This is a genomic window from Staphylococcus arlettae (assembly GCF_002902345.1).
GTDB classification, from domain to species: domain Bacteria; phylum Bacillota; class Bacilli; order Staphylococcales; family Staphylococcaceae; genus Staphylococcus; species Staphylococcus arlettae.
Genome location: NZ_PPQB01000022.1, coordinates 188,562 through 210,603 on the forward strand (window position 1 = coordinate 188,562; position 22,042 = coordinate 210,603).

The following is a 22,042-nucleotide window of genomic DNA, read 5'->3' on the forward strand; positions in this document are numbered from 1 at the left end:
TTTCCTCCTTTTATTTTCCTAAACAGAACTGACTAAATAGTTGATCTATAAGTTCATCACTAGCGGATTCTCCGATAATTTCACCTAAAATTTCCCATGTGCGTGTTAAATCAATCTGTACCATATCCATTGGCACACCAGACTCTGCTGCATCTATTGCATCTTGAATGGCATTTCTAGCCTGCTTTAACAGTGAGATATGTCGTGAGTTAGATACATACGTCATATCTTGGTTTTGTACGTCGCCACCAAAGAATAAATCTCTAATTTGGATTTCCAACTGATCAATACCTTCTTGTTTTAACATTGATGTTTGAATCAGTGGCATATCACCAATCATAGCTTGAACTTCGCTTAAATCTAAATGTTGTTCCAAGTCCATCTTATTCACGATGACAACCGCATCTTCATTTTTAATGACTTCATAAAGCTTTCTATCTTCTTCAGTTAAAGCTTCGTTATAGTTTAAGACGAATAATACTAAATCCGCTTCGCTCAATGCTTTACGAGAACGTTCAACACCAATACGCTCCACGATGTCTTCGGTATCTCTAATACCTGCAGTATCCACTAGGCGTAATGGGACGCCTCTTACATTGACGTACTCTTCTAAAGTATCACGTGTCGTACCCGCAACTTCCGTGACAATAGCTTTATTATCTTGAATTAAATTATTTAACATCGATGACTTACCAACATTTGGTTTACCTACTATTACTGTGGATAGACCTTCACGCATAATTTTACCTTGTGTCCCTGTATCCAGTAATTTATTAATTTCAGCCTTAATGTCTGTTGACTGTTTTAATAAAAATTCAGTCGTAGCATCTTCTACATCATCATATTCCGGGTAATCAATATTTACTTCTACTTGTGCAAGGATTTCGAGAATGGATTGACGCTGTCGTTTAATCATATCACTTAAGCGACCTTCTATTTGATTCATCGCAACTTTCGAAGCACGATCAGTTTTAGAACGAATAAAGTCCATTACTGCTTCTGCTTGAGATAAATCAATACGCCCATTTAAAAATGCACGCTTCGTGAATTCACCAGGCTCTGCCATGCGTGCACCATGTGTCATCGTTAATTCTAAGACACGGTTAATGGTTAAAATACCGCCATGACAGTTGATTTCAATAATATCTTCACGTGTAAATGTCTTAGGTGCACGTAATACAGATACCATAACTTCTTCTACTACTTCATTTGTTTCTGGATCAATGATATGACCATAATTAATTGTATGTGATTGGACTTCAGCTAATGGACGCTTACCTTTATATAATTTATCCGCAATGTCTACAGCTTGTGCACCTGATAAGCGCACAATACCAATCGCACCTTCCCCCATTGGGGTTGATATACTAGTAATCGTGTCTAATTCCATCATCCATCTCGCCTCCTTGTAACTAAAATTATCATTATAATATTGTAAAGACTTTGAGCTGAAAAAGCTAACATCTTGTATTACATTTTTCACAATTCAGTCTTCCGTTTGTCTGAGGTAAGGCTAACGTACGTCTAAATATTACCTTCCCCTACCCTATCGAATACGCTTATTGAATACTTTCGCAATTTTTAAGACGTGTTCCAAACTTGCTTGAATTTGCAGTGCTGACATATCTTTGGCAGGTTGCCTCGCGATAACAATAATTTCTGTTGCTATAATATCGTCTTTATGTACTTTAAACGTTTCTCTAACGCCACGCTTAATTCGATTTCTAACGACGGCATTACCAATTTTCTTAGATACGCTTATCCCTAATCTAAAATGCGTTAATGTTTTATTCGGTTTGGTATAAACAACAAACTGTCTGTTTGCCACTGATTTACCTTTTTTATAAACAAATTGAAAATCTTTATTTTTTTTAATGCGGTACTGTTTCTCCACGTCATATCACTCGCCTATCTGTTATCCATTTCCTCATCCAGACGTATTTCTTCTATATAATGGTTAATTTTAATGTGTATTGCTATCAGCTTCAAATCATTAAGATTGTTTAACATTACAATTAACTTTACGTCTCCAAAAAGTGATTTAAAACCAAAAAAAAGACCACTGATGAGTCAGTGATCTTATGCAGATAAAACTTTACGGCCTTTACGACGACGACGCGCTAGAACTTTGCGGCCATTGCTAGTGCTCATGCGTTTTCTGAAACCATGAACTTTACTATGTTTACGTTTATTTGGTTGATAAGTACGTTTTACCATGCAAAAACACCTCCATCTTTATTCAGTTATCTAAACGATTATATAGATAAATTTTAGTATACGTTTCTGCTAATAAGTCTTGATTTAACTCAATTATTTTCTAGTCATAATTCAAGCAACTACTAAAATATAACAAATTCTAATTTATAAAGCAAGCACCAATTTACTCATATAGTGAAGAAATATGAAATTTATTTGACTTTCTTATTATGTAATTGGCGCCAAATCCGAACAATATGCCTCCGATTTTACTAGCAATTCAAAAGACGAACATCATTATACATTTTCCATACAATTCATATAAATTATTTCCCAACTCCCCAAAATGCCTTTTTTCTGTTATAATTAAAAACTTCGCAACTTATCCACTTATACACAGTTTATTTGTTCAAAATTGTGGATAATATTATCTATATTCACAACCCATTCGCAGATTTACAAACATATTCACAGTCATTTGACATCTTAACCTGTTAAAACGTATAATTATGTGGATAAGTCAGCTAATTATTGATACATAAAGGGTTGCATTTAGTAGATTTACCGAAAAATGCTGTGTATAACAATGAAATTAATCTAAGTTATCCACTGATTGTTATTAACTTGTGGATAATTATTAACACCCTGTGATTATAGTTATTCACATGTGTTATTTTTGTGTATAAGTCAAAAATTTTAGTGAAAGATGGAGTAGTTAATATGTCAGAACAAGAAATCTGGGAAAAAGTACTTACGCTAGCTCAAGAAGAAATTAGTGAAGTAAGTTATAAAACTTTTCTAAAAGATACCAAACTTTATTCATTACGAAACAATGAAGCCATAGTAATTACCGATAATCCGTTTGTTGCCGATTGGTTGAAAACGCATTATGCTCAAATTATCGAATCCTTATTATATAAAGCTATTGGCCATGAAATTACACCTGTATTTTACTCAGAGGATCAACTTGAAAATCTCCAAACGCAGAGTGAACCAGAACCAACAAAGGCACTTGATGAATCAAGTACGAATGTAGCTGAAGTGAATGGAGAACAATTCAATACGCATAATACATTTGATACTTTCGTAATTGGGCCGGGCAATAGATTCCCTCATGCAGCAAGCCTTGCCGTAGCTGAAGCACCAGCCCAAGCTTATAATCCACTATTTATTTATGGTGGTGTAGGATTAGGAAAAACGCATCTTATGCATGCTATTGGTCATTATGTGTTAGCCAATAAACCCGACGCCAAAGTCATTTATACTTCTAGTGAAAAATTCACGAATGAATTTATTAAATCAATTCGTGATAATAAAGGGGAACAATTCCGAGAGAAATACCGCAGCATCGATATTTTATTGATTGATGATATACAATTCATTCAAAATAAAGAACAAACACAAGAAGAGTTTTTCCATACGTTCAATGAATTACATCAAGCTAATAAGCAAATTGTTATTTCAAGTGATCGTCCACCGAAGGAAATCGCTAAGTTAGAAGACCGTTTACGTTCACGCTTCGAATGGGGCTTAATCGTTGATATTACGCCTCCTGACTATGAAACACGAATGGCAATTTTGCAAAAGAAAATTGAAGAAGAGAATTTAGATATTCCAATCGAAGCTTTAACTTATATTGCGAATCAAATTCAATCAAACATTCGTGAATTAGAAGGCGCACTTACGCGTGTGCTTGCATTTTCAAAACTACAAGGGCAGCCTATTACTACTGAACTGACGGCTGCAGCTTTAAAAGATATTATACAAGCACCAAAATCGAAAAAAATTACAATCCAAGATATTCAAAAAGTTGTAGGCGAATATTATAGTGTGCGTATCGAGGACTTTAGTGCGAAGAAACGTACTAAATCTATCGCATATCCACGTCAAATCGCTATGTATTTATCCAGAGAATTAACGGATTTTTCATTACCAAAAATCGGTGAAGAATTCGGTGGCCGTGATCATACAACTGTCATTCACGCTCATGAAAAAATTAGTACTGATATAAAAAATGATCCAACATTTAAACAAGAAGTAGAAAACTTAGAAAAAGAAATTCGTAATCCTTAAAAAAACTGTGTTATAACAGATTGAAAGTAGTAAATTTGAGGAATAGTACAATGTGGAAAAAATAGTTAATTGTGGATAATGTGTAAAAGTAATACACACAGTGCACAAGTTATCCACACCATTAAAAACTTGGCAACAGTAGCATTTTCCGTGTTATCCACTAATTCACAGGCCCTACTACTATTACTACGGTTTTAAAACATATATAATTTATATATAAACGACTGGAAGGAGTTTAAATTACAGATGGAATTCACAATTAGAAGAGATTATTTTATAAATCAATTAAATGACACTTTAAAAGCCATCTCCCCAAGAACAACATTACCTATACTTACAGGTATAAAAATTGATGCTAAAGACAACGAAGTGATACTAACAGGTTCTGACTCAGAAATATCTATCGAAATCACTATTCCCAAACAAGTAGATGGTGAAGACATAGTTACGATATCTGAAACAGGTTCAGTTGTACTCCCTGGTCGTTTCTTTGTTGATATAATTAAAAAACTTCCAGGTAAAGAAGTTAAATTATCTACAAATGATCAATTCCAAACACTTATTACATCAGGTCATTCTGAATTTAATTTGAGTGGTTTAGATTCAGATCAATATCCATTATTACCAGAAGTGTCCCGTGATGATGCAATTCAATTATCGGTAAAAGTATTGAAAAACATTATTGCGCAAACAAACTTTGCAGTGTCCACCTCAGAAACACGCCCGGTACTTACTGGTGTAAACTGGCTTATACAAGAAAATGAATTAATATGCACAGCAACTGACTCACACCGCTTGGCTGTAAGAAAAGTTGGTTTAGAAGATGATTGTGAAAACAAAAATGTCATCATTCCTGGTAAAGCATTATCAGAATTAAATAAGATCATGAGTGACAGCGATGAAGATATTGATATTTTCTTTGCGTCTAACCAAGTGTTATTTAAAGTCGGCAATGTCAACTTTATTTCACGTCTATTAGAAGGGCATTATCCAGACACATCACGTTTGTTCCCTGAAAACTACGAAATAAAATTAGGCATTAACAACGGTGATTTTTATCATGCTATTGATCGTGCGTCATTATTAGCACGTGAAGGTGGTAATAACGTTATTAAACTAAGTACGGGTAATGAATTAGTAGAATTATCATCAACATCACCAGAAATTGGTACGGTGAAAGAAGAAGTAGAAGCAAGTGATGTTGAAGGTGGCAACTTGAAAATATCATTCAACTCAAAATATATGATGGACGCATTAAAAGCCATTGATAATGATGAAGTAGAAGTCGAATTCTTTGGAACAATGAAACCATTTATTTTAAAACCAAAAGACGATGATTCTGTAACGCAATTAATTTTGCCAATCAGAACATACTAAGAATCTATAGCACTGATTTGCACTTCGAAGTTGCGCTTTGAAGTGCTTTTTTTGCGTCTCAAAGCTGCCTAACTTGTGGATAACATTGTGCTCTTAGTTAATGGCTAACACACTAAAGTTACAACTGTGATAGCCATATGCATTTTAAAGCTACTCATAAGCTTTATATAAGGAATTAGGAATAAAGTTGGGTTTTCCTCTAGAATTAGATACAATAAGCAAATAGAGTATTTAAAATGCAATACAGGCTATAATTAATATTGTAGTCACCTTTGAAATAGCATGATACATAACTATTGGGATAATCATGTTACTAACAAAGTACATAATTCTACAAAACAAGGTGCTTATTTTTAGTTGTTATAAACCGTATTAAGTAGCAGTCACAGCGTTTGTATTGTGGTGAAAATCGCAATTAAATAAGCTATGAAAAAAATTCACTATAAGTAAACGTTTTCACCCTTGTTTTACATGAAATTTTTCGTGAAAAAAGGTATAATAAATAGATGACCTATATAGAAATGGAGTGATTGGTTTGGTTGAAGAAGTAGTTGTAGATGGCGACATCACATTAGGACAATTTCTAAAGACGGAAGGTATTATCGAATCTGGCGGGCAAGCGAAATGGTTCTTAAATGAGTTTGAAGTATTGTTAAACAATACGCGTGAAACACGCCGTGGTAAAAAGTTAAGCCATCGTGACACAATTGAGATACCAGAAATACCTGAAGTGGGTTCATTTGTGATTTTGCATCAAGGTGAAGAATGAAACTCAAGACACTCCAATTAGAAAACTATCGTAACTATGAGGCAATTGCCTTAGATTGTCATCCTGACGTCAATATCCTAATTGGGGAAAATGCACAAGGGAAGACTAATCTTCTCGAATCTATTTATACATTAGCATTAGCGAAAAGCCATCGCACATCAAACGACAGAGAATTGATTCGTTTTGACCGTGACTATGCTAAAATAGAGGGAGAATTAAGTTACAGATATGGTGAAATGCCACTTACAATGTATGTCACTAAAAAGGGTAAGCAAGTCAAAATCAATCACTTAGAACAAAGTCGGCTAACGCAATACGTTGGTCATTTAAATGTGGTGTTATTTGCACCTGAAGATTTAAATATAGTGAAAGGCTCACCTCAAATCAGACGACGCTTTATTGACATGGAACTTGGACAAATATCGGCAGTGTATTTAAATGATTTAGCACAGTATCAACGTATCTTAAAACAAAAGAATAATTATTTAAAGCAATTGCAATATGGTCAAAAGACAGATGCCACAATGTTAGAAGTGTTAAACCAACAATTCGCTGAATATGCGCTTAAAGTTACGATACGGCGTCAACATTTTATCAAAGAATTGGAAACTTTAGCACAACCCATTCATGCAGGTATCACTGAAGACCGTGAAGCTTTATCGTTGCGCTATGTTCCCAGTATTAAGCTCTCAGATATTGAGCAGGATGAAGCGGTCCTACTTGAGGAAGTCTTAACAACGTTAAATGACAATATGGAACGTGAGAAAGATCGAGGTGTTTGTTTATTCGGTCCACATAGAGATGATTTAGGTTTCGATGTTAATGACATGGATGCACAAACTTATGGCTCACAGGGCCAACAACGAACGACGGCATTATCGATTAAGCTTGCCGAAATAGAATTAATGAATATCGAAGTAGGGGAGTATCCCATTTTACTTCTGGATGATGTCTTGAGTGAATTAGATGATTCACGACAGACGCATTTATTAAGTACGATTCAACATAAAGTACAGACGTTTGTGACAACAACGTCCGTAGACGGTATCGATCATGAAATAATGACGAATGCCAAGCTCTATCGTATTAATCAAGGCAAAATTATTAAGTAACAGAAAGTGAAGGTGGACGCATTGTCAGACGTGAACAACACGGAAAATTATGGTGCTGAACAGATTCAGGTTTTAGAAGGTCTAGAAGCGGTTCGAAAAAGACCAGGTATGTATATCGGCTCAACTTCAGAAAAAGGTTTACACCACCTTGTGTGGGAAATTGTTGATAACAGTATCGACGAAGCACTCGCAGGTTATGCAGATGAGATCCAAGTAGTAATTGAAAAAGATAATTGGATAAAAGTAACAGATAATGGTCGTGGAATTCCTGTTGATATTCAAGAAAAAATGGGACGTCCTGCCGTTGAAGTTATTTTAACTGTACTACATGCCGGCGGTAAATTCGGCGGTGGCGGTTATAAAGTATCAGGTGGTCTACATGGTGTAGGTTCGTCTGTAGTTAATGCTTTATCCGAAGATTTAGAAGTCTATGTATACTTAGATAATAAAATACACCACCAAGCATACAAACGCGGAATACCTCAGTTTGATTTGAAAGTCATTGGCGAAACAGACGGTGACACAACAGGTACAGCAATTCGCTTTAAAGCAGACTCTACAATCTTTACTGAAACAACAACATACAATTACGAGACTTTAGAGCAACGTATCAGAGAGTTGGCATTCTTAAATAAAGGTATCTCCATCACATTAAGAGATGAGCGTGAAACATTAGAAGATGGCTCTTTCAGAGAAGACAATTACTTCTATGAAGGCGGTATTAAGTCTTATGTTGAAATGCTAAATGAAAATAAAGAACCGTTACATGAAGAACCGATTTATGTACATGAATCTAAAGATGAAATCGAAGTGGAAATTGCATTGCAATACAATAGTGGCTTTGCAACTAACTTATTAACATATGCGAATAATATTCACACATATGAAGGCGGCACGCATGAAGATGGTTTCAAACGTGCGTTGTCACGTGTGTTAAACAGTTACGGAATAAAGAGTAAAATTATTAAAGAAGACAAAGACAGACTATCAGGTGAAGATACACGTGAAGGTTTGACTGCCGTCGTATCTATCAAGCATGGAGATCCTCAGTTCGAAGGACAAACGAAAACAAAATTAGGCAACTCCGAAGTACGTCAAGTAGTGGATAAGTTGTTCGCCGAATTATTTGAACGTTTCTTATATGAGAATCCAAATGTGGCTCGTGTCATTGTCGAAAAAGGAATTATGGCATCACGCGCGCGTATTGCTGCGAAAAAAGCACGTGAAGTGACACGCCGTAAATCGGCATTAGAAGTATCAAGTTTACCAGGTAAACTGGCAGATTGTTCAAGTAAGGATCCTGAAAAGAGTGAAATCTTCATCGTAGAGGGTGACTCTGCCGGAGGGTCTACAAAATCTGGCCGTGATTCTGAAACACAAGCAATTTTACCGCTACGTGGTAAGATTTTAAATGTGGAAAAAGCACGTTTAGACAGAATTTTAAATAACAATGAAATCCGTTCTATGGTCACAGCATTTGGTACCGGAATTGGTGGCGAATTTGATTTAAGCAAAGCACGCTATCACAAGATTATTATTATGACCGATGCCGATGTAGACGGTGCGCATATTAGAACCTTGTTATTGACGTTCTTCTATCGCTTTATGAGACCGTTAATTGAAGCGGGTTATGTGTATATTGCACAACCACCATTATTCAAACTGACACAAGGCAAGCAAAAATATTATGTCTTTAATGAGCGAGAGTTAGACAAACTTAAAGCAGAGTTAGAACCGACACCAAAATGGTCTATTGCACGTTATAAAGGACTTGGTGAAATGAATGCGGATCAATTGTGGGAAACTACGATGAATCCAGAAAATCGTTCAATGTTACAAGTAACATTAGAAGACGCGATTAGTGCAGACCAAACATTCGAAATGTTAATGGGAGACGTTGTGGAAAACCGTAGACAGTTTATTGAAGACAACGCAGTGTATGCGACCTTAGATTTCTAATTACAATGAACTGAATTTTGAAGGAGGATATCTTGATGGCTGAAGTACCTGAATCAAGAATTAATGAACGAAATATAACAAATGAGATGCGAGAATCATTTCTAGATTATGCGATGAGTGTAATTGTTTCACGTGCCTTACCAGATGTTAGAGATGGTTTAAAACCTGTACATCGACGTATCTTATATGGCTTAAATGAGCAAGGTATGACACCGGATAAGTCATATAAAAAATCTGCACGTATTGTTGGGGATGTTATGGGTAAATATCACCCACACGGTGACTCATCTATTTACGAAGCAATGGTAAGAATGGCACAGGATTTCAGCTATCGATATCCATTAGTCGACGGTCAGGGTAACTTTGGTTCTATGGACGGCGATGGAGCTGCAGCGATGCGTTATACAGAGGCGCGTATGTCTAAAATTACGTTAGAGTTATTACGAGATATCAATAAAGATACGATTGATTTTATAGATAACTATGATGGTAATGAAAGAGAACCGGCAGTCTTACCTGCAAGATTCCCTAACTTACTAGTGAACGGTGCGTCTGGTATTGCAGTAGGTATGGCTACTAATATTCCACCACACAATCTTACAGAAGTGATTAACGGTGTATTAAAAGTAAGTCATAACCCAGATGCTACAATTGCGGAATTAATGGAAGACATTCAAGGACCAGATTTCCCAACAGGAGCATTAATTATGGGAAAAAGTGGCATACGTCGTGCTTATGAAACAGGTCGTGGTTCCATTCAAATGCGTGCACGTGCTGAAATAGAAGAACGAGGTGGTGGCCGTCAACGTATCGTGGTCACAGAAGTACCTTACCAAGTGAATAAAGCACGTATGATTGAAAAAATTGCGGAATTAGCACGTGATAAAAAAATTGACGGCATTACTGATTTACGTGATGAAACAAGTTTACGTACAGGTGTTAGAGTTGTTATTGATATCCGCAAAGATGCAAACGCAAGTGTTATTTTAAATAACTTATATAAACAAACACCGCTACAAACATCATTTGGTGTGAATATGATTGCCTTAGTTAATGGTCGTCCAAGACTGATTACTTTAAAAGAAGCATTAGTTGAATATTTAGAACATCAAAAAGTGGTCGTACGTCGTCGTACGGAATATAACTTGAAGAAAGCACAAGATCGTGCGCATATTCTTGAAGGTTTACGTATAGCACTAGATCATATTGATGAGATTATTACAACTATCCGTGAATCTGAAACAGATAAAGTCGCGATGGCAAGCTTGCAAGAACGCTTTGAATTAAGTGAACGTCAAGCACAAGCGATTTTGGATATGCGTTTAAGACGTTTAACTGGTTTAGAACGTGACAAAATTGAAGATGAGTACAATGAGCTTGTTGCTTATATTAAAGAATTACAAGAAATCTTAGCAGATGAAGAAAAGCTCTTACAAATAGTGCGTGATGAATTAATTGATATTCGTGAGCGCTTTGGTGATGATCGTTTAACGGAAATTCAGTTAGGTGGCTTCGATAATATTGAAGACGAAGATTTAATTCCAGAAGAACAAATTGTCATTACGTTAAGTCACAACAACTACATTAAACGTTTACCTGCGTCTACATATCGTGCGCAACACCGTGGTGGCCGTGGCGTCCAAGGTATGAATACACTGGAAGAAGACTTTGTCAGTCAATTGGTAACATTAAGTACACATGATCACGTCCTATTCTTTACGAATAAAGGTCGTGTCTACAAACTTAAAGGTTACGAAGTACCGGAACTGTCACGTCAGTCTAAAGGTATTCCAGTCGTCAATGCTATCGAATTAGATAATGACGAAAATATTAGTACGATGATTGCTGTGAAAGACTTAGAAAGTGAAGATGATTTCTTAGTCTTTGCAACGAAAAAAGGTATCGTCAAACGTTCAGCATTAAGTAACTTCTCACACATTAATAAAAACGGTAAAATTGCCATTGGCTTTAAAAATGACGATGAACTGATTGCAGTCCGTTTAACAGATGGTGAGCAAGATATCTTAATCGGTACAGCACATGCATCATTAATCCGATTCCATGAAACATCTCTACGCCCATTAGGACGTACAGCATCAGGTGTGAAAGGTATCACTTTACGTGAAGGCGACCAAGTTGTTGGCTTAGATGTTGCTGATGATGCCAGTGATGATGAAGTACTCGTTGTGACTGAAAATGGTTACGGTAAACGTACACCAGTTAATGACTACCGTTTATCTAACCGTGGTGGTAAAGGTATTAAGACAGCCACTATTACAGAGAAAAATGGTAACATTGTGTGTATCACGACAGTGACAGGTGAAGAAGACTTAATGGTTGTAACAAATTCTGGTGTGATTATCCGTATTGATGTACAGGATATTTCACAAAATGGTCGTGCGGCACAAGGTGTACGATTAATTAAATTATCAGACGAACAATTCGTTTCTACAGTAGCAAAAGTCGACGAGGAAGACGAAGCGTCTGAAGCAGTAGAAACAGAAGAAGCAACATCAGCTACAGAGACAGGTGATAATTCGGAACAAGTCATTGCTGATGATGCACCAGGTAACGCTATTCACACTGAAACAGATAGTGATGACAATGCAGAAGCGCCATCAGATGATGAGCCAAAAGCATTACGTCAAGACTTTATGGATCGTGTAAATGAAGATATAGATAACGCAGATAATGATGATTCAGAATCTTAATCGTTAACTTAATTGATTAATATAGCAAACAGACTACACAGTAACGTGTAGTCTGTTTTTTTGTTCTATTATAGTGAGACGGGTTACCCTCTTAAGAATCGTTAATATTACAGTTTATAAAGATTGTGTAAATGTCCGTACACAGAATTTATTTCATGTTAAAATAGAAGCGAATTTCGATATCGAAAAACGATATTAGGAAAGGAGTGTTCCAATGGAATCCAAATTAGAACGCCGTATGTTTCTTGGATTTATTTATATTCATATTTTACATCATGCGCATGAACATCCTATATATGGGAGTTGGATGATAGAAGAATTAAGAACGCATGGTTATTCAATGAGTGCTGGGACGTTGTATCCAATGTTACATAATATGGAAGCAGAAGGTTTATTGCACAGTGAGAAAATAGTTGTCGAAGGTAAACAGCGAAAGCAATATACTATTACAGATTATGGACGTACTATGTTAAGAAAAAGTCAGCAAAAATTGCAAGAATTAACTCGAGAAGTGTGGTAAGGAGGAAAGCATATGAAATTTTTAGAGATATTGTTAGTATCACTACGATTGGGCTTAACATCATTCGGTGGCCCAACTGCACATTTAGGTTATTTTTATGATGAATACGTTAAGCGGAGGCAATGGTTGACAGAAAGCCAGTACACTAATTTAGTGGCACTATGTCAATTCCTACCCGGACCGGCAAGTAGTCAAGTTGGCTTTGGTATCGGGGTGGCTAAAGGAGGTCTATTAGGAGGCGTCATTTCATTTCTTGGCTTCACTTTACCCTCTGTCATTGTCTTGATGCTGTGTGCGCTATTTTTATTGTCATACAGTGATAATTTAACATGGACGCATGGTTTGAAATTGGTAGCTGTTGCCGTTGTGTTAAATGCTATTTTAGGTATGGCTACCAAGCTAGTACCAGACGTCAAAACGAAGTTACTCGCCTTGTTTACATTAATTATAAGTGTCTTAATAAGTCATTCACTGTCGCAATTAGCCGCATTGATTATTGTAGCTATAGCAGGTCTAGTATTATTTAGAACTCACCATAATGCTCAAAAAATGGTGAAAATCTTTAATATACCGAAGAAAGTTGGCGCTAGCGCACTGATTATGTTTTTTATATTATTAATTTGTTTGCCTATTGCGAACTATGCGTCGACTTCTCAATGGATAGCGATGATTGATGCTTTTTACCGTTCAGGAGCATTAGTATTTGGTGGAGGTCATGTCGTCTTACCGTTATTAGAACAATCCTTTGTGGCGACTGAAATGATTAGTACGACTGATTTCTTAACAGGTTACGCGTTAGCACAAGCAGTGCCTGGACCATTGTTTACTTTTGCATCTTATATAGGAACAGTGATGTCTGGTGTTACAGGAGGTATTGTTGCAACTATAGCAATCTTTCTACCTGCATTTTTATTATTAGTAGGTGTCTTACCTTTTTGGGAACATGTTCAGTCTAATCGTTATGCACAAGCTATGTTAAAAGCGGTTAGTGCAGGAGTTGTAGGTATTTTAATTGCAGCACTGTATGATCCCATCATAACTTCTACAATTAAGTCTCAACTAGATTTTGTAATTGCTGCAATTCTATTTGTATTATTAGCATATTGCAAAGTGCCGTCATGGTGTATTGTACTCTTAGGAATAATTGCTGGTGTTATTTTATATTAACAACGAGAAACCCCTTGCTTAGCATCTATGTAAGAAGTTAAGCAAGGGGGTAATTTTATTGTTCTAATGTTTTCATAGCATAAGGTATTTCACTAATTAATTTAGATGGTGGTACTACATACATTGTTTCTGATAATGATTCACCTATATAGCTATGTGTATAAGTCGCACTCGTTACTGCATGTTTCATATTATCGAATTGACCTACAAAACTCGTTATCATACCAGCTAAAGTATCACCCATACCACCCGTTGCCATTGCTGGCGTGCCGATAGGTAGTTTATACTCATTATCTTTAAAATAGATTTCTGTGCCATGCATTTTTAAGACAATCGTACCATTAAGACGGTCTGCCGCTTCACGGTTACGTTCATAAGTTTGTTCGTCGATAGGTATACCACTTAATCGTTCCCACTCTTTTTGATGTGGTGTAAAGACGACATTACACGTTGGTAAGTCTGGTTTCAATTTACTGAAAATTGTTATAGCATCACCATCCACGATTAATTTTTGATGTGGCTGAATATTTTGCAGTAAAAAAGTAATAGCATTATTACCTTTAAAATCACAACCTAGACCAGGTCCGATGAGAATACAATCTGTTGCTTCAATCATCTTAGTTAACATTTTTGTATCATTAATATCAATCACCATTGCTTCAGGGCAACGTGAATGTAATGCTGCATGATTATTTGGATGTGTTGCGACAGTAATAAGGCCACTGCCACTATAAACACAAGCACGTGCAGCTAAAATAATTGCTCCACCTAAATTGGCATTGCCACCAATTAGCAGAATTTTCCCATAATCGCCTTTATGTGTGTCATCTTCTCGTTTAGGTATGTTTACAGATGCTAATGTTTCCACTGTGAAACCTCCTTTTCTCACTTTATATTTACGCTATATCAATCACACAATATTAAGTGTTTATAAGTGTGTTTGTTAGTAAGAATTTTTTAAATACAATAGAAAATAATATACCTGCAAAGCAGTTAAGTCAACAGTAAAAATTAGACATTTTTAGTTAAATTTATGGCATGTCAAAATTTTGTACTTTATCCTATTAAATTAGTAATTTAATACCATATTACGAGTATTGCAAAAGCTATTGTCCTCCTATAAATGTAAGCGTATACTCTGTGTGAGTATCGATGTATTTTGAGAGGAGATGGGAACATGACATTAGCATTAACCGGTGAACGATTAACGATTGCCGATATTAAACATTTCTTAAATAATAAGGACACAGTAGTAATTACAGAAGAGGCACTAGCACGTGTAAAACAGAGCCGTGCTATTGTAGAAGGTATTATTAACAACAAAAAAACAATATACGGTATTACGACTGGCTTTGGCTTATTTAGTGATGTCCGTATAGATGAAGGTGAATACGAGCAATTACAAACGAATTTAATTCGTTCTCATGCCTGTGGCGTGGGTCAACCATTTTCAGAAGAAGTCTCATTAGTAATGATGATATTACGTTTAAATACTTTATTAAAAGGACACTCTGGTGCGACCGTCGCATTAGTAGAACAACTAGTATTTTATATTAATCAACGTATTATCCCAGTAATCCCACAACAAGGATCATTAGGCGCATCAGGTGATTTAGCACCGTTGTCACATTTAGCACTGGCTTTAATTGGTGAAGGCTCTGTGTATTATCAAGGGGAAGAAGTAGATAGTAGACATGTGTTACAACAATTAGATCGCCAGCCATTACAATTACAAGCTAAAGAAGGCCTTGCATTGATTAATGGTACCCAAGCAATGACGGCACAAGGTGTGATTAATTATATTGAAGCGGCAAGTTTAGGTTATCAGGCAGAGTGGATTGCAGCGCTCACACATCAAGCATTAAATGGCATTACAGATGCATATAATGCGCATGTACATAAAGTACGTAATTTTGATGAACAAACAGCAGTAGCTGAACGTATGTTAGATTGGTTGGAAGGTTCTGAGTTAACGACACGACAAGGAGAAATCCGGGTCCAAGATGCTTATACATTACGCTGTATTCCACAAATACATGGTGCAAGCTTCCAAGTATTCCAATATGTGAAAGAGCAGTTAGAACGTGAAATGAATGCTGCCAATGACAATCCATTAATTTTTGATGAAGATGATGAAACTTTAGTCATTTCTGGTGGTAATTTCCACGGACAGCCCGTAGCCTTTGCGTTAGACTTCTTAAAGTTGGGTGTTAGTGAGCTTGGAAATGTAGCCGAACGTCGACTAGAACGCTTAGTAAATCCGCAACTAAATAATGGCTTACCTGCTTTTTTAAGTCCACAACCGGGTTTACAAAGTGGCGCTATGATTATGCAATATGCTGCGGCAAGCTTAGTGTCAGAAAATAAAACATTGGCACACCCAGCAAGTGTTGATTCAATTCCATCATCAGCTAACCAAGAAGACCATGTCTCTATGGGAACTATTGCTTCGCGTCATGGTTATCAAATGATTGAAAACTCTCGCCGAGTGATTGCAATTGAATGTATTATTGCATTACAAGCAGTAGAACATAAAGATGTGGATAAATTATCGCCGAAAACGAAAGCTAAATACGATGAACTCCGTCAAATTATACCGTCTATTACGGAAGATCGTCAGTTCCACAAAGATATAGAAGCGGTCGCACAATATTTACGTGATGTCTCATACCAACAATAAAATACGCGCGACAATCGTTTCGCGCTTGAAAAGATTTAAGTAATTTGCTATATTAAATTTAACTTAATATAGTATTGTTTGTAGGCTAAGTAATATTGATGACGAGATTTCAGAGAGCTTGTGGTTGCTGTGAACAAGTAATCCGTCTTAGTACGAATCTACCTACGAGAGTGAACAATCGGTTTAACCGTTATTTTAGTGAGAGTGCAGTCTAATTAGACTGTTAAATAGGGTGGCAACGCGTAGACCACGTCCCTTGTTCAGGGATGTGGTCTTTTTTGCGTCCATTCAAATATAAATGGGAAGGATAGATGAGTGATGTTAGATATTAAATTATTCCGTACAGAGCCTGACTTAGTAAAAGCTAAAGTTGCTAAACGAGGCATGGATGCACAAGTTGTAGACGATGTATTAGCATTAGATGAACAACGCCGCCAACTGATTGGCGAAGCTGAACAAATGAAAGCTGAGCGTAATAAAGTAAGTGGAGAGATTGCACAGAAAAAACGTAATAAAGAAAATGCTGATGATGTCATTGCTGAAATGCGTGACTTAGGAGATAAAATTAAAGCAAGTGATGAGCAATTAACTAAAGTAGATAAATCATTAACTGATACTTTATCTCGTATTCCTAATCTTATTCATGACGATGTGCCAGAAGGTGCATCAGATGAAGAGAATGTGGAATTAAAACGTTGGGGCACACCAAGAACGTTTGACTTCGAAGCAAAAGCACATTGGGACTTAGTAGAAGAATTAAAAATGGTCGATTTCGAACGTGCTGCTAAAGTGTCTGGTGCCCGCTTTGTCTTTTTAACAGGTGAAGGTGCACAATTAGAACGTGCGTTAATGAATTACATGGTAACAAAACATACAACTCAACATGGCTATACAGAAATGATGGTGCCTCAACTGGTGAATGCTGATTCTATGTATGGTACAGGTCAGTTACCGAAGTTCGAAGAAGATTTATTCAAAGTAGAGCAAGAAGGCTTATATACAATTCCAACAGCAGAAGTCCCATTAACGAACTATTACCGTAATGAAGTCATTGCACCGGATGTGTTACCTGCAAAATTCACTGCCCAATCAGCATGTTATCGTAGTGAAGCAGGATCAGCTGGACGTGATACACGTGGCTTAATTCGTCTTCACCAATTCGATAAAGTTGAAATGGTGAGATTTGAAAAACCCGAAGATTCTTGGGCTGCTTTAGAAGAAATGACAAATCATGCGGAAGCTATTTTAGAAGAATTAGAATTACCATATCGTCGCGTCATTTTATGTACAGGTGATATCGGCTTCGGTTCAAGTAAAACGTATGATATCGAAGTATGGTTACCAAGCTATGATGACTATAAAGAAATTAGTTCTTGTTCAAATATTACAGATTTCCAAGCACGTCGTTCTAACATTCGTTTTAAACGAGATAAAACAGCAAAACCAGAATTAGCACATACGCTAAATGGTAGTGGTTTAGCAGTAGGACGTACCTTTGCTGCCATCGTTGAAAATTATCAAAATGCCGATGGTTCAGTGACTATTCCAGAAGCACTTGTACCATTTATGGGTGGCAAAACAGTAATCGGTCCAGTAACGCAATAAGCACAACGATATAAAGTGAAAGCGCGCCAATCAGCATGATGGCGTGCTTTTTTGTGTGGACAGAAGAGGGTAGGGGAGTCTATAAGAATGTCTAAAATAATAGAGGGTTAGTCAAAATTATAAAGCAAGCTAAGATGTTAAATGAATACTAAATAAAAAATATTTAAAGACAAATTTATATAAATTTGTCAAAAATAAATAACATTACACAATCAAAAAATATGTTTTATAATTATTTATGACATGCTTTAGTAGGGTAGGGGGAGTAAAAATAAATAAATAGCATTCCTCGACGACAAAGAGTAAAGGTCCGAGAAATGAAGGTTTTTAGTATTCGGGTAGTCTAACCTCAAACAAACCTAAGTCTAACCTTATTGATGTTCCATTATTTCTATATTAGACTGTTACTATTATTTTACGCTTTAGGAGGGATGAAATGACTGAACATGTGACGTTTAAGCAAGGTGTGAAAGAATGTATTCCTACATTATTAGGCTACGCGGGTGTAGGCTTATCATTTGGTATTGTAGCTGTGGCATCTGGTTTTAGTTTGCTCGAAATAATCTTGTTATGTTTATTAATATATGCAGGTGCAGCACAATTTATTATTTGTAGTTTGGTTATCGCTGGTACACCAATTTCTGCGATCGTACTTACTACATTTATCGTCAATTCTAGAATGTTTTTATTAAGTATGACATTGGCGCCAAGTTATAAAAATTATGGCTTGTGGAATCGTATAGGCTTATCAACGTTAGTTACAGATGAAACATTTGGTGTAGCTATCACACCACATTTAAAAGGCGAGAAAATCAATGATTGTTGGTTGCATGGACTGAACATTACAGCGTATTTATTTTGGACGCTTGCGAGTGTGGTAGGTGCGGTCTTTGGTAAATACATACAAAATCCCGATGTTTTTGGACTCGACTTTGCGATTGTTGGCATGTTTATTTTCTTAGCAGTATCACAATTTGAGACGGTTCAACGTTCTTATATTTCAATTTACTTAATATTGATTGTTAGTGTTCTTGTCATGATGTTGCTATTCAGTCTAATCATGCCGACTTATGTAGCAATTATTTTATCTTCCGTAATTGCAGCGTGTTTAGGGGTGGTGATGACTCGATGACTACTTCAGTACATATGTTAATTATTATTGTGATTTGTGGTTTAGTAACATGGTTAACACGTATTATCCCATTTATTGTAATTTCGAAGATTCAACTTTCAGAGCAAGTCGTTAAGTGGTTGTCATTTATTCCGATTACTTTATTCACCGCATTAATTATCGATGGTGTGATTGAACAACAGAGTGGGAGTTTTGGTTATAGTTTGAATATTCCTTTTTTAGTAACGATAATTCCCACTGTGCTCGTAGCATTAGTAACACGTAGTTTAACTATAACCATCTTGGCAGGTATTTTTGTCATGGCGATGATTCGTTTATTATTTTGATGTTTAGCATTGAAGTAGTAAACGTTATTCGTTAGAATGAAAGTAATTAGAAAATTTAGATTTTTGAGATACTTATACGCAATATTTGTCTAAAGACATAGCGATATACTAAATAAAATTAAATCTTATTCTGAGAAGCTAAGGGACTTGGCCCGATGACGCTTCAGCAACCGACTTGTTAAGCACGGTGCTAAAACCAACGAGTGTTATTCGAATGATAAGTAATTAAGAACTTCTTACTTATATCGGGTAAGAGGTTTTTTAATTTTTGGTAGGAGGAAAACAATGACAAATTATACAGTTGATACATTAGAATTAGGCCCCTTTACAACAGAATCGGGAGAAACGATTAATAATTTAAAATTAAGATATGAACACGTAGGGTATAAAGGTCAACCACTCGTAGTAGTTTGTCATGCATTGACAGGCAATCATCTTACTTATGGGACAGAAGACGATCCGGGCTGGTGGCGTGAAATTATCGATGGTGGTTATATGCCAGTCAATGATTATCAGTTTTTAACATTCAATGTTATTGGGAGTCCATTTGGTTCTAGTTCAGCATTAATAGATGAAGATTTTCCTAAATCAGTAACTTTAAGAGACATTGTGCGTGCAATTGAAGTAGGTATTGAAGCACTAGGGTATAACCGGATAGATATATTAATCGGTGGTTCACTTGGTGGGATGCAGACTATGGAGTTATTGTACAATCGAAAGTTTGAAGTCAATAAAGCTGTTATTTTAGCGGCTACTGACAAAACGTCGTCATATAGTAGAGCTTTTAATGAAATATCACGCCAAGCGATACATCTTGGTGGTACGGATGGTCTCAGCATTGCACGACAGTTAGGATTTTTAACGTATCGCTCGTCTAAAAGTTATGATAAACGCTTTACACCAGATCAAGTCGTTGCATATCAACGACATCAAGGAAACAAATTCAAAAAAAACTTTGATTTAGACTGTTACTTAACACTGCTGGATGTCTTAGATAGTCATGATATTGACCGTGGTCGAGATGATGTTACCGAGGTGCTAAGTTCATTAGAAACAAAAGTATTAACAATGGGCTTTACTGATGATTTACTGTATCCAGATGATTTAGTACGTGCAGTAGGGGAGCGTTTCAAATATCATCGTCATTTCTTTGTGCCTGATAATGTAGGACATGATGGCTTCTTATTAAATTTCAATGATTGGGCGCCAAACTTGTATCATTTCTTAAAAGTATCGCAATTTAAACGTAAATAACACTGATGCCTTAATTTTAGTGTGTAAGCTGCTAAAATTAAGGCATTTTGATGTGTACAGTGAGTTTGAGTAAACTATGTGTATAAAAGTGTCTTTGTGATAGATGAAAATCTACAAAAAGTAGTGACGTGTCGCGTTTCTAGTAGAATTTAAGAAATACAGTTATAATATATTTCCTATAATTGTATAAAACTTTTAAAGAGGTTAGAATAGTAATACAGTCAAAAAAGTATAGGAGTGGCGAATTTGTTTTCAAAAATAAAACCTAAAGCAACTATATTGAGTATTTTAGCATTAATTATAGTAGCTTTAGTCTTGCATATATTACCGCCGCTTGGTCTTGTTTTATGTCTTTTTGCGACGATACCAGGCATCGTGTTATGGCAGAAATCCAAAGAATCTTTTGGTCTAGCGGCTGTGATAACAGTAATCCTAACGACATTGTTAGGAAATGTTTTTGTATTAAGCGTAATGGTCTTAATACTTGTGTTAAGTTTTATCATCGGTCAGCTATTAACCGAACGTACGTCTAAAGAACGTATCTTATATATTACGACAACGTTTGTCAGTATCATAACGTTAGTCGCATTTATGTTATTACAAGCATTTAATAAAATTCCTAGTGCAGCATCATTAACGAAACCACTAAAAGATCAAATGCATACTGTAATTACAAGTAGTGGTGTCGAAGGCGATTATAAACAAATGTTAGAAGAAAGCTTTCGTCAAATGGCAGTTCAACTACCAAGTTACGTTATTGTAACGGCATTTGTATTGATCTTGATTAACTTGCTGATTACATTTCCAATTTTACGTAAATTTAAAGTAGCGACACCAATTTTCAAACCACTATTTGCATGGCAAATGAGAAAGTCATTACTATTCATGTATGTAATTGTACTTATTTGTGTTATGTTTGCTGTCCAACCGGGTACATTTCAAAGTATCGTATTAAATTTTGAAATTGTGTTATCATTATGTATGTATATTCAGGGGCTAAGTGTGATTCATTTCTTCGGCAAAGCTAAGTCAATGCCGCCTATATTAACAGTGTTATTAATGGTTATAGGGACAATATTAACACCATTAACACATATTGTAGTTTTAATCGGTTTTATAGATTTAGCATTTAATTTAAAAGGTATCATTAAAAAATGATTT

Annotated in this window: 18 protein-coding genes, 1 riboswitch and 1 other annotated feature; of the genes, 14 read left to right on the forward strand and 4 right to left on the reverse strand. The window is 36.0% G+C overall.

The genetic code is table 11. From position 1 onward, the window contains the following. Window positions 1–10 precede the first annotated feature (10 nt). The 3 genes from mnmE to rpmH form a co-directional block, all read right to left on the reverse strand. Window positions 11–1,390, reverse strand: a complete 1,380-nt coding sequence (gene mnmE, locus CD036_RS11040; protein ID WP_031266697.1) for a tRNA uridine-5-carboxymethylaminomethyl(34) synthesis GTPase MnmE — start codon at window positions 1,388–1,390, stop codon at window positions 11–13. 156 nt (window positions 1,391–1,546) lie between these two features. Further along, the gene (rnpA, locus tag CD036_RS11045) at window positions 1,547–1,894 is read right to left on the reverse strand and encodes a ribonuclease P protein component (protein WP_103388665.1); all 348 of its coding nucleotides are present in this window, start codon (window positions 1,892–1,894) and stop codon (window positions 1,547–1,549) included. Window positions 1,895–2,079: 185 nt separating this feature from the next. Then, on the reverse strand, window positions 2,080–2,217 hold the full coding sequence (gene rpmH / locus CD036_RS11050) for a 50S ribosomal protein L34 (RefSeq protein WP_002510608.1): 138 nt from the start codon (window positions 2,215–2,217) through the stop codon (window positions 2,080–2,082). Window positions 2,218–2,916: 699 nt separating this feature from the next. Between rpmH and dnaA the strand changes: the two genes are divergently transcribed. The 8 genes from dnaA (at window position 2,917) to chrA (ending at window position 13,884) form a co-directional block, all read left to right on the forward strand. Further along, window positions 2,917–4,269: a chromosomal replication initiator protein DnaA gene (gene dnaA, locus CD036_RS11055; RefSeq protein WP_103388666.1), complete on the forward strand. Its 1,353-nt coding sequence runs from the start codon at window positions 2,917–2,919 to the stop codon at window positions 4,267–4,269. Between the two features lie 246 nt (window positions 4,270–4,515). After that, on the forward strand, window positions 4,516–5,646 hold the full coding sequence (dnaN, locus tag CD036_RS11060) for a DNA polymerase III subunit beta (RefSeq protein WP_103388667.1): 1,131 nt from the start codon (window positions 4,516–4,518) through the stop codon (window positions 5,644–5,646). 526 nt (window positions 5,647–6,172) lie between these two features. After that, the gene (yaaA, locus tag CD036_RS11065) at window positions 6,173–6,415 is read left to right on the forward strand and encodes a S4 domain-containing protein YaaA (RefSeq protein WP_002510611.1); all 243 of its coding nucleotides are present in this window, start codon (window positions 6,173–6,175) and stop codon (window positions 6,413–6,415) included. Next, window positions 6,412–7,527: a DNA replication/repair protein RecF gene (gene recF / locus CD036_RS11070; RefSeq protein WP_103388668.1), complete on the forward strand. Its 1,116-nt coding sequence runs from the start codon at window positions 6,412–6,414 to the stop codon at window positions 7,525–7,527. Before yaaA ends, recF begins: the two co-directional genes overlap by 4 nt. Window positions 7,528–7,539: 12 nt before the next feature. Further along, window positions 7,540–9,486, forward strand: coding sequence for a DNA topoisomerase (ATP-hydrolyzing) subunit B (gyrB, locus tag CD036_RS11075; RefSeq protein WP_172604835.1), 1,947 nt, complete (start codon window positions 7,540–7,542; stop codon window positions 9,484–9,486). 35 nt (window positions 9,487–9,521) lie between these two features. Further along, entirely contained in the window at window positions 9,522–12,197 is a 2,676-nt protein-coding gene (gene gyrA, locus CD036_RS11080; protein ID WP_103388670.1) for a DNA gyrase subunit A, read from the forward strand. A 214-nt stretch (window positions 12,198–12,411) separates the two neighbouring features. Continuing rightward, window positions 12,412–12,717, forward strand: coding sequence for a PadR family transcriptional regulator (locus CD036_RS11085; RefSeq protein WP_002510615.1), 306 nt, complete (start codon window positions 12,412–12,414; stop codon window positions 12,715–12,717). Window positions 12,718–12,729: 12 nt separating this feature from the next. Beyond that, the gene (gene chrA, locus CD036_RS11090; RefSeq protein WP_021459417.1) at window positions 12,730–13,884 is read left to right on the forward strand and encodes a chromate efflux transporter; all 1,155 of its coding nucleotides are present in this window, start codon (window positions 12,730–12,732) and stop codon (window positions 13,882–13,884) included. Between the two features lie 55 nt (window positions 13,885–13,939). Here chrA and CD036_RS11095 read toward each other — a convergent pair whose 3' ends face one another. Then, on the reverse strand, window positions 13,940–14,752 hold the full coding sequence (locus tag CD036_RS11095; protein ID WP_103388671.1) for an NAD(P)H-hydrate dehydratase: 813 nt from the start codon (window positions 14,750–14,752) through the stop codon (window positions 13,940–13,942). Between the two features lie 309 nt (window positions 14,753–15,061). Between CD036_RS11095 and hutH the strand changes: the two genes are divergently transcribed. The 6 genes from hutH (at window position 15,062) to CD036_RS11125 (ending at window position 22,039) form a co-directional block, all read left to right on the forward strand. Continuing rightward, window positions 15,062–16,564, forward strand: a complete 1,503-nt coding sequence (gene hutH / locus CD036_RS11100; protein WP_103388672.1) for a histidine ammonia-lyase — start codon at window positions 15,062–15,064, stop codon at window positions 16,562–16,564. Between the two features lie 68 nt (window positions 16,565–16,632). Then, window positions 16,633–16,824, forward strand: a binding site (T-box leader). 58 nt (window positions 16,825–16,882) lie between these two features. After that, window positions 16,883–18,169 carry a serine--tRNA ligase gene (serS, locus tag CD036_RS11105; RefSeq protein WP_002510619.1) on the forward strand — a complete coding sequence of 429 codons (1,287 nt, stop codon included), beginning with the start codon at window positions 16,883–16,885 and terminating at the stop codon, window positions 18,167–18,169. A 436-nt stretch (window positions 18,170–18,605) separates the two neighbouring features. Then, a complete protein-coding gene (locus tag CD036_RS11110; RefSeq protein ID WP_103388673.1) occupies window positions 18,606–19,301 on the forward strand; it encodes an AzlC family ABC transporter permease in 696 nt (231 codons plus the stop codon). Next, window positions 19,298–19,627: an AzlD domain-containing protein gene (locus CD036_RS11115; RefSeq protein ID WP_021459420.1), complete on the forward strand. Its 330-nt coding sequence runs from the start codon at window positions 19,298–19,300 to the stop codon at window positions 19,625–19,627. The genes CD036_RS11110 and CD036_RS11115 overlap by 4 nt, the downstream gene beginning before the upstream one ends. A gap of 122 nt (window positions 19,628–19,749) precedes the next feature. After that, a riboswitch (SAM riboswitch) is annotated at window positions 19,750–19,851 on the forward strand. 61 nt (window positions 19,852–19,912) lie between these two features. Further along, window positions 19,913–20,881, forward strand: a complete 969-nt coding sequence (gene metX, locus CD036_RS11120) for a homoserine O-acetyltransferase MetX (RefSeq protein WP_002510622.1) — start codon at window positions 19,913–19,915, stop codon at window positions 20,879–20,881. Between the two features lie 231 nt (window positions 20,882–21,112). Next, window positions 21,113–22,039: a YybS family protein gene (locus tag CD036_RS11125; protein WP_172604836.1), complete on the forward strand. Its 927-nt coding sequence runs from the start codon at window positions 21,113–21,115 to the stop codon at window positions 22,037–22,039. The last annotated feature ends 3 nt before the right edge of the window (window positions 22,040–22,042 follow it).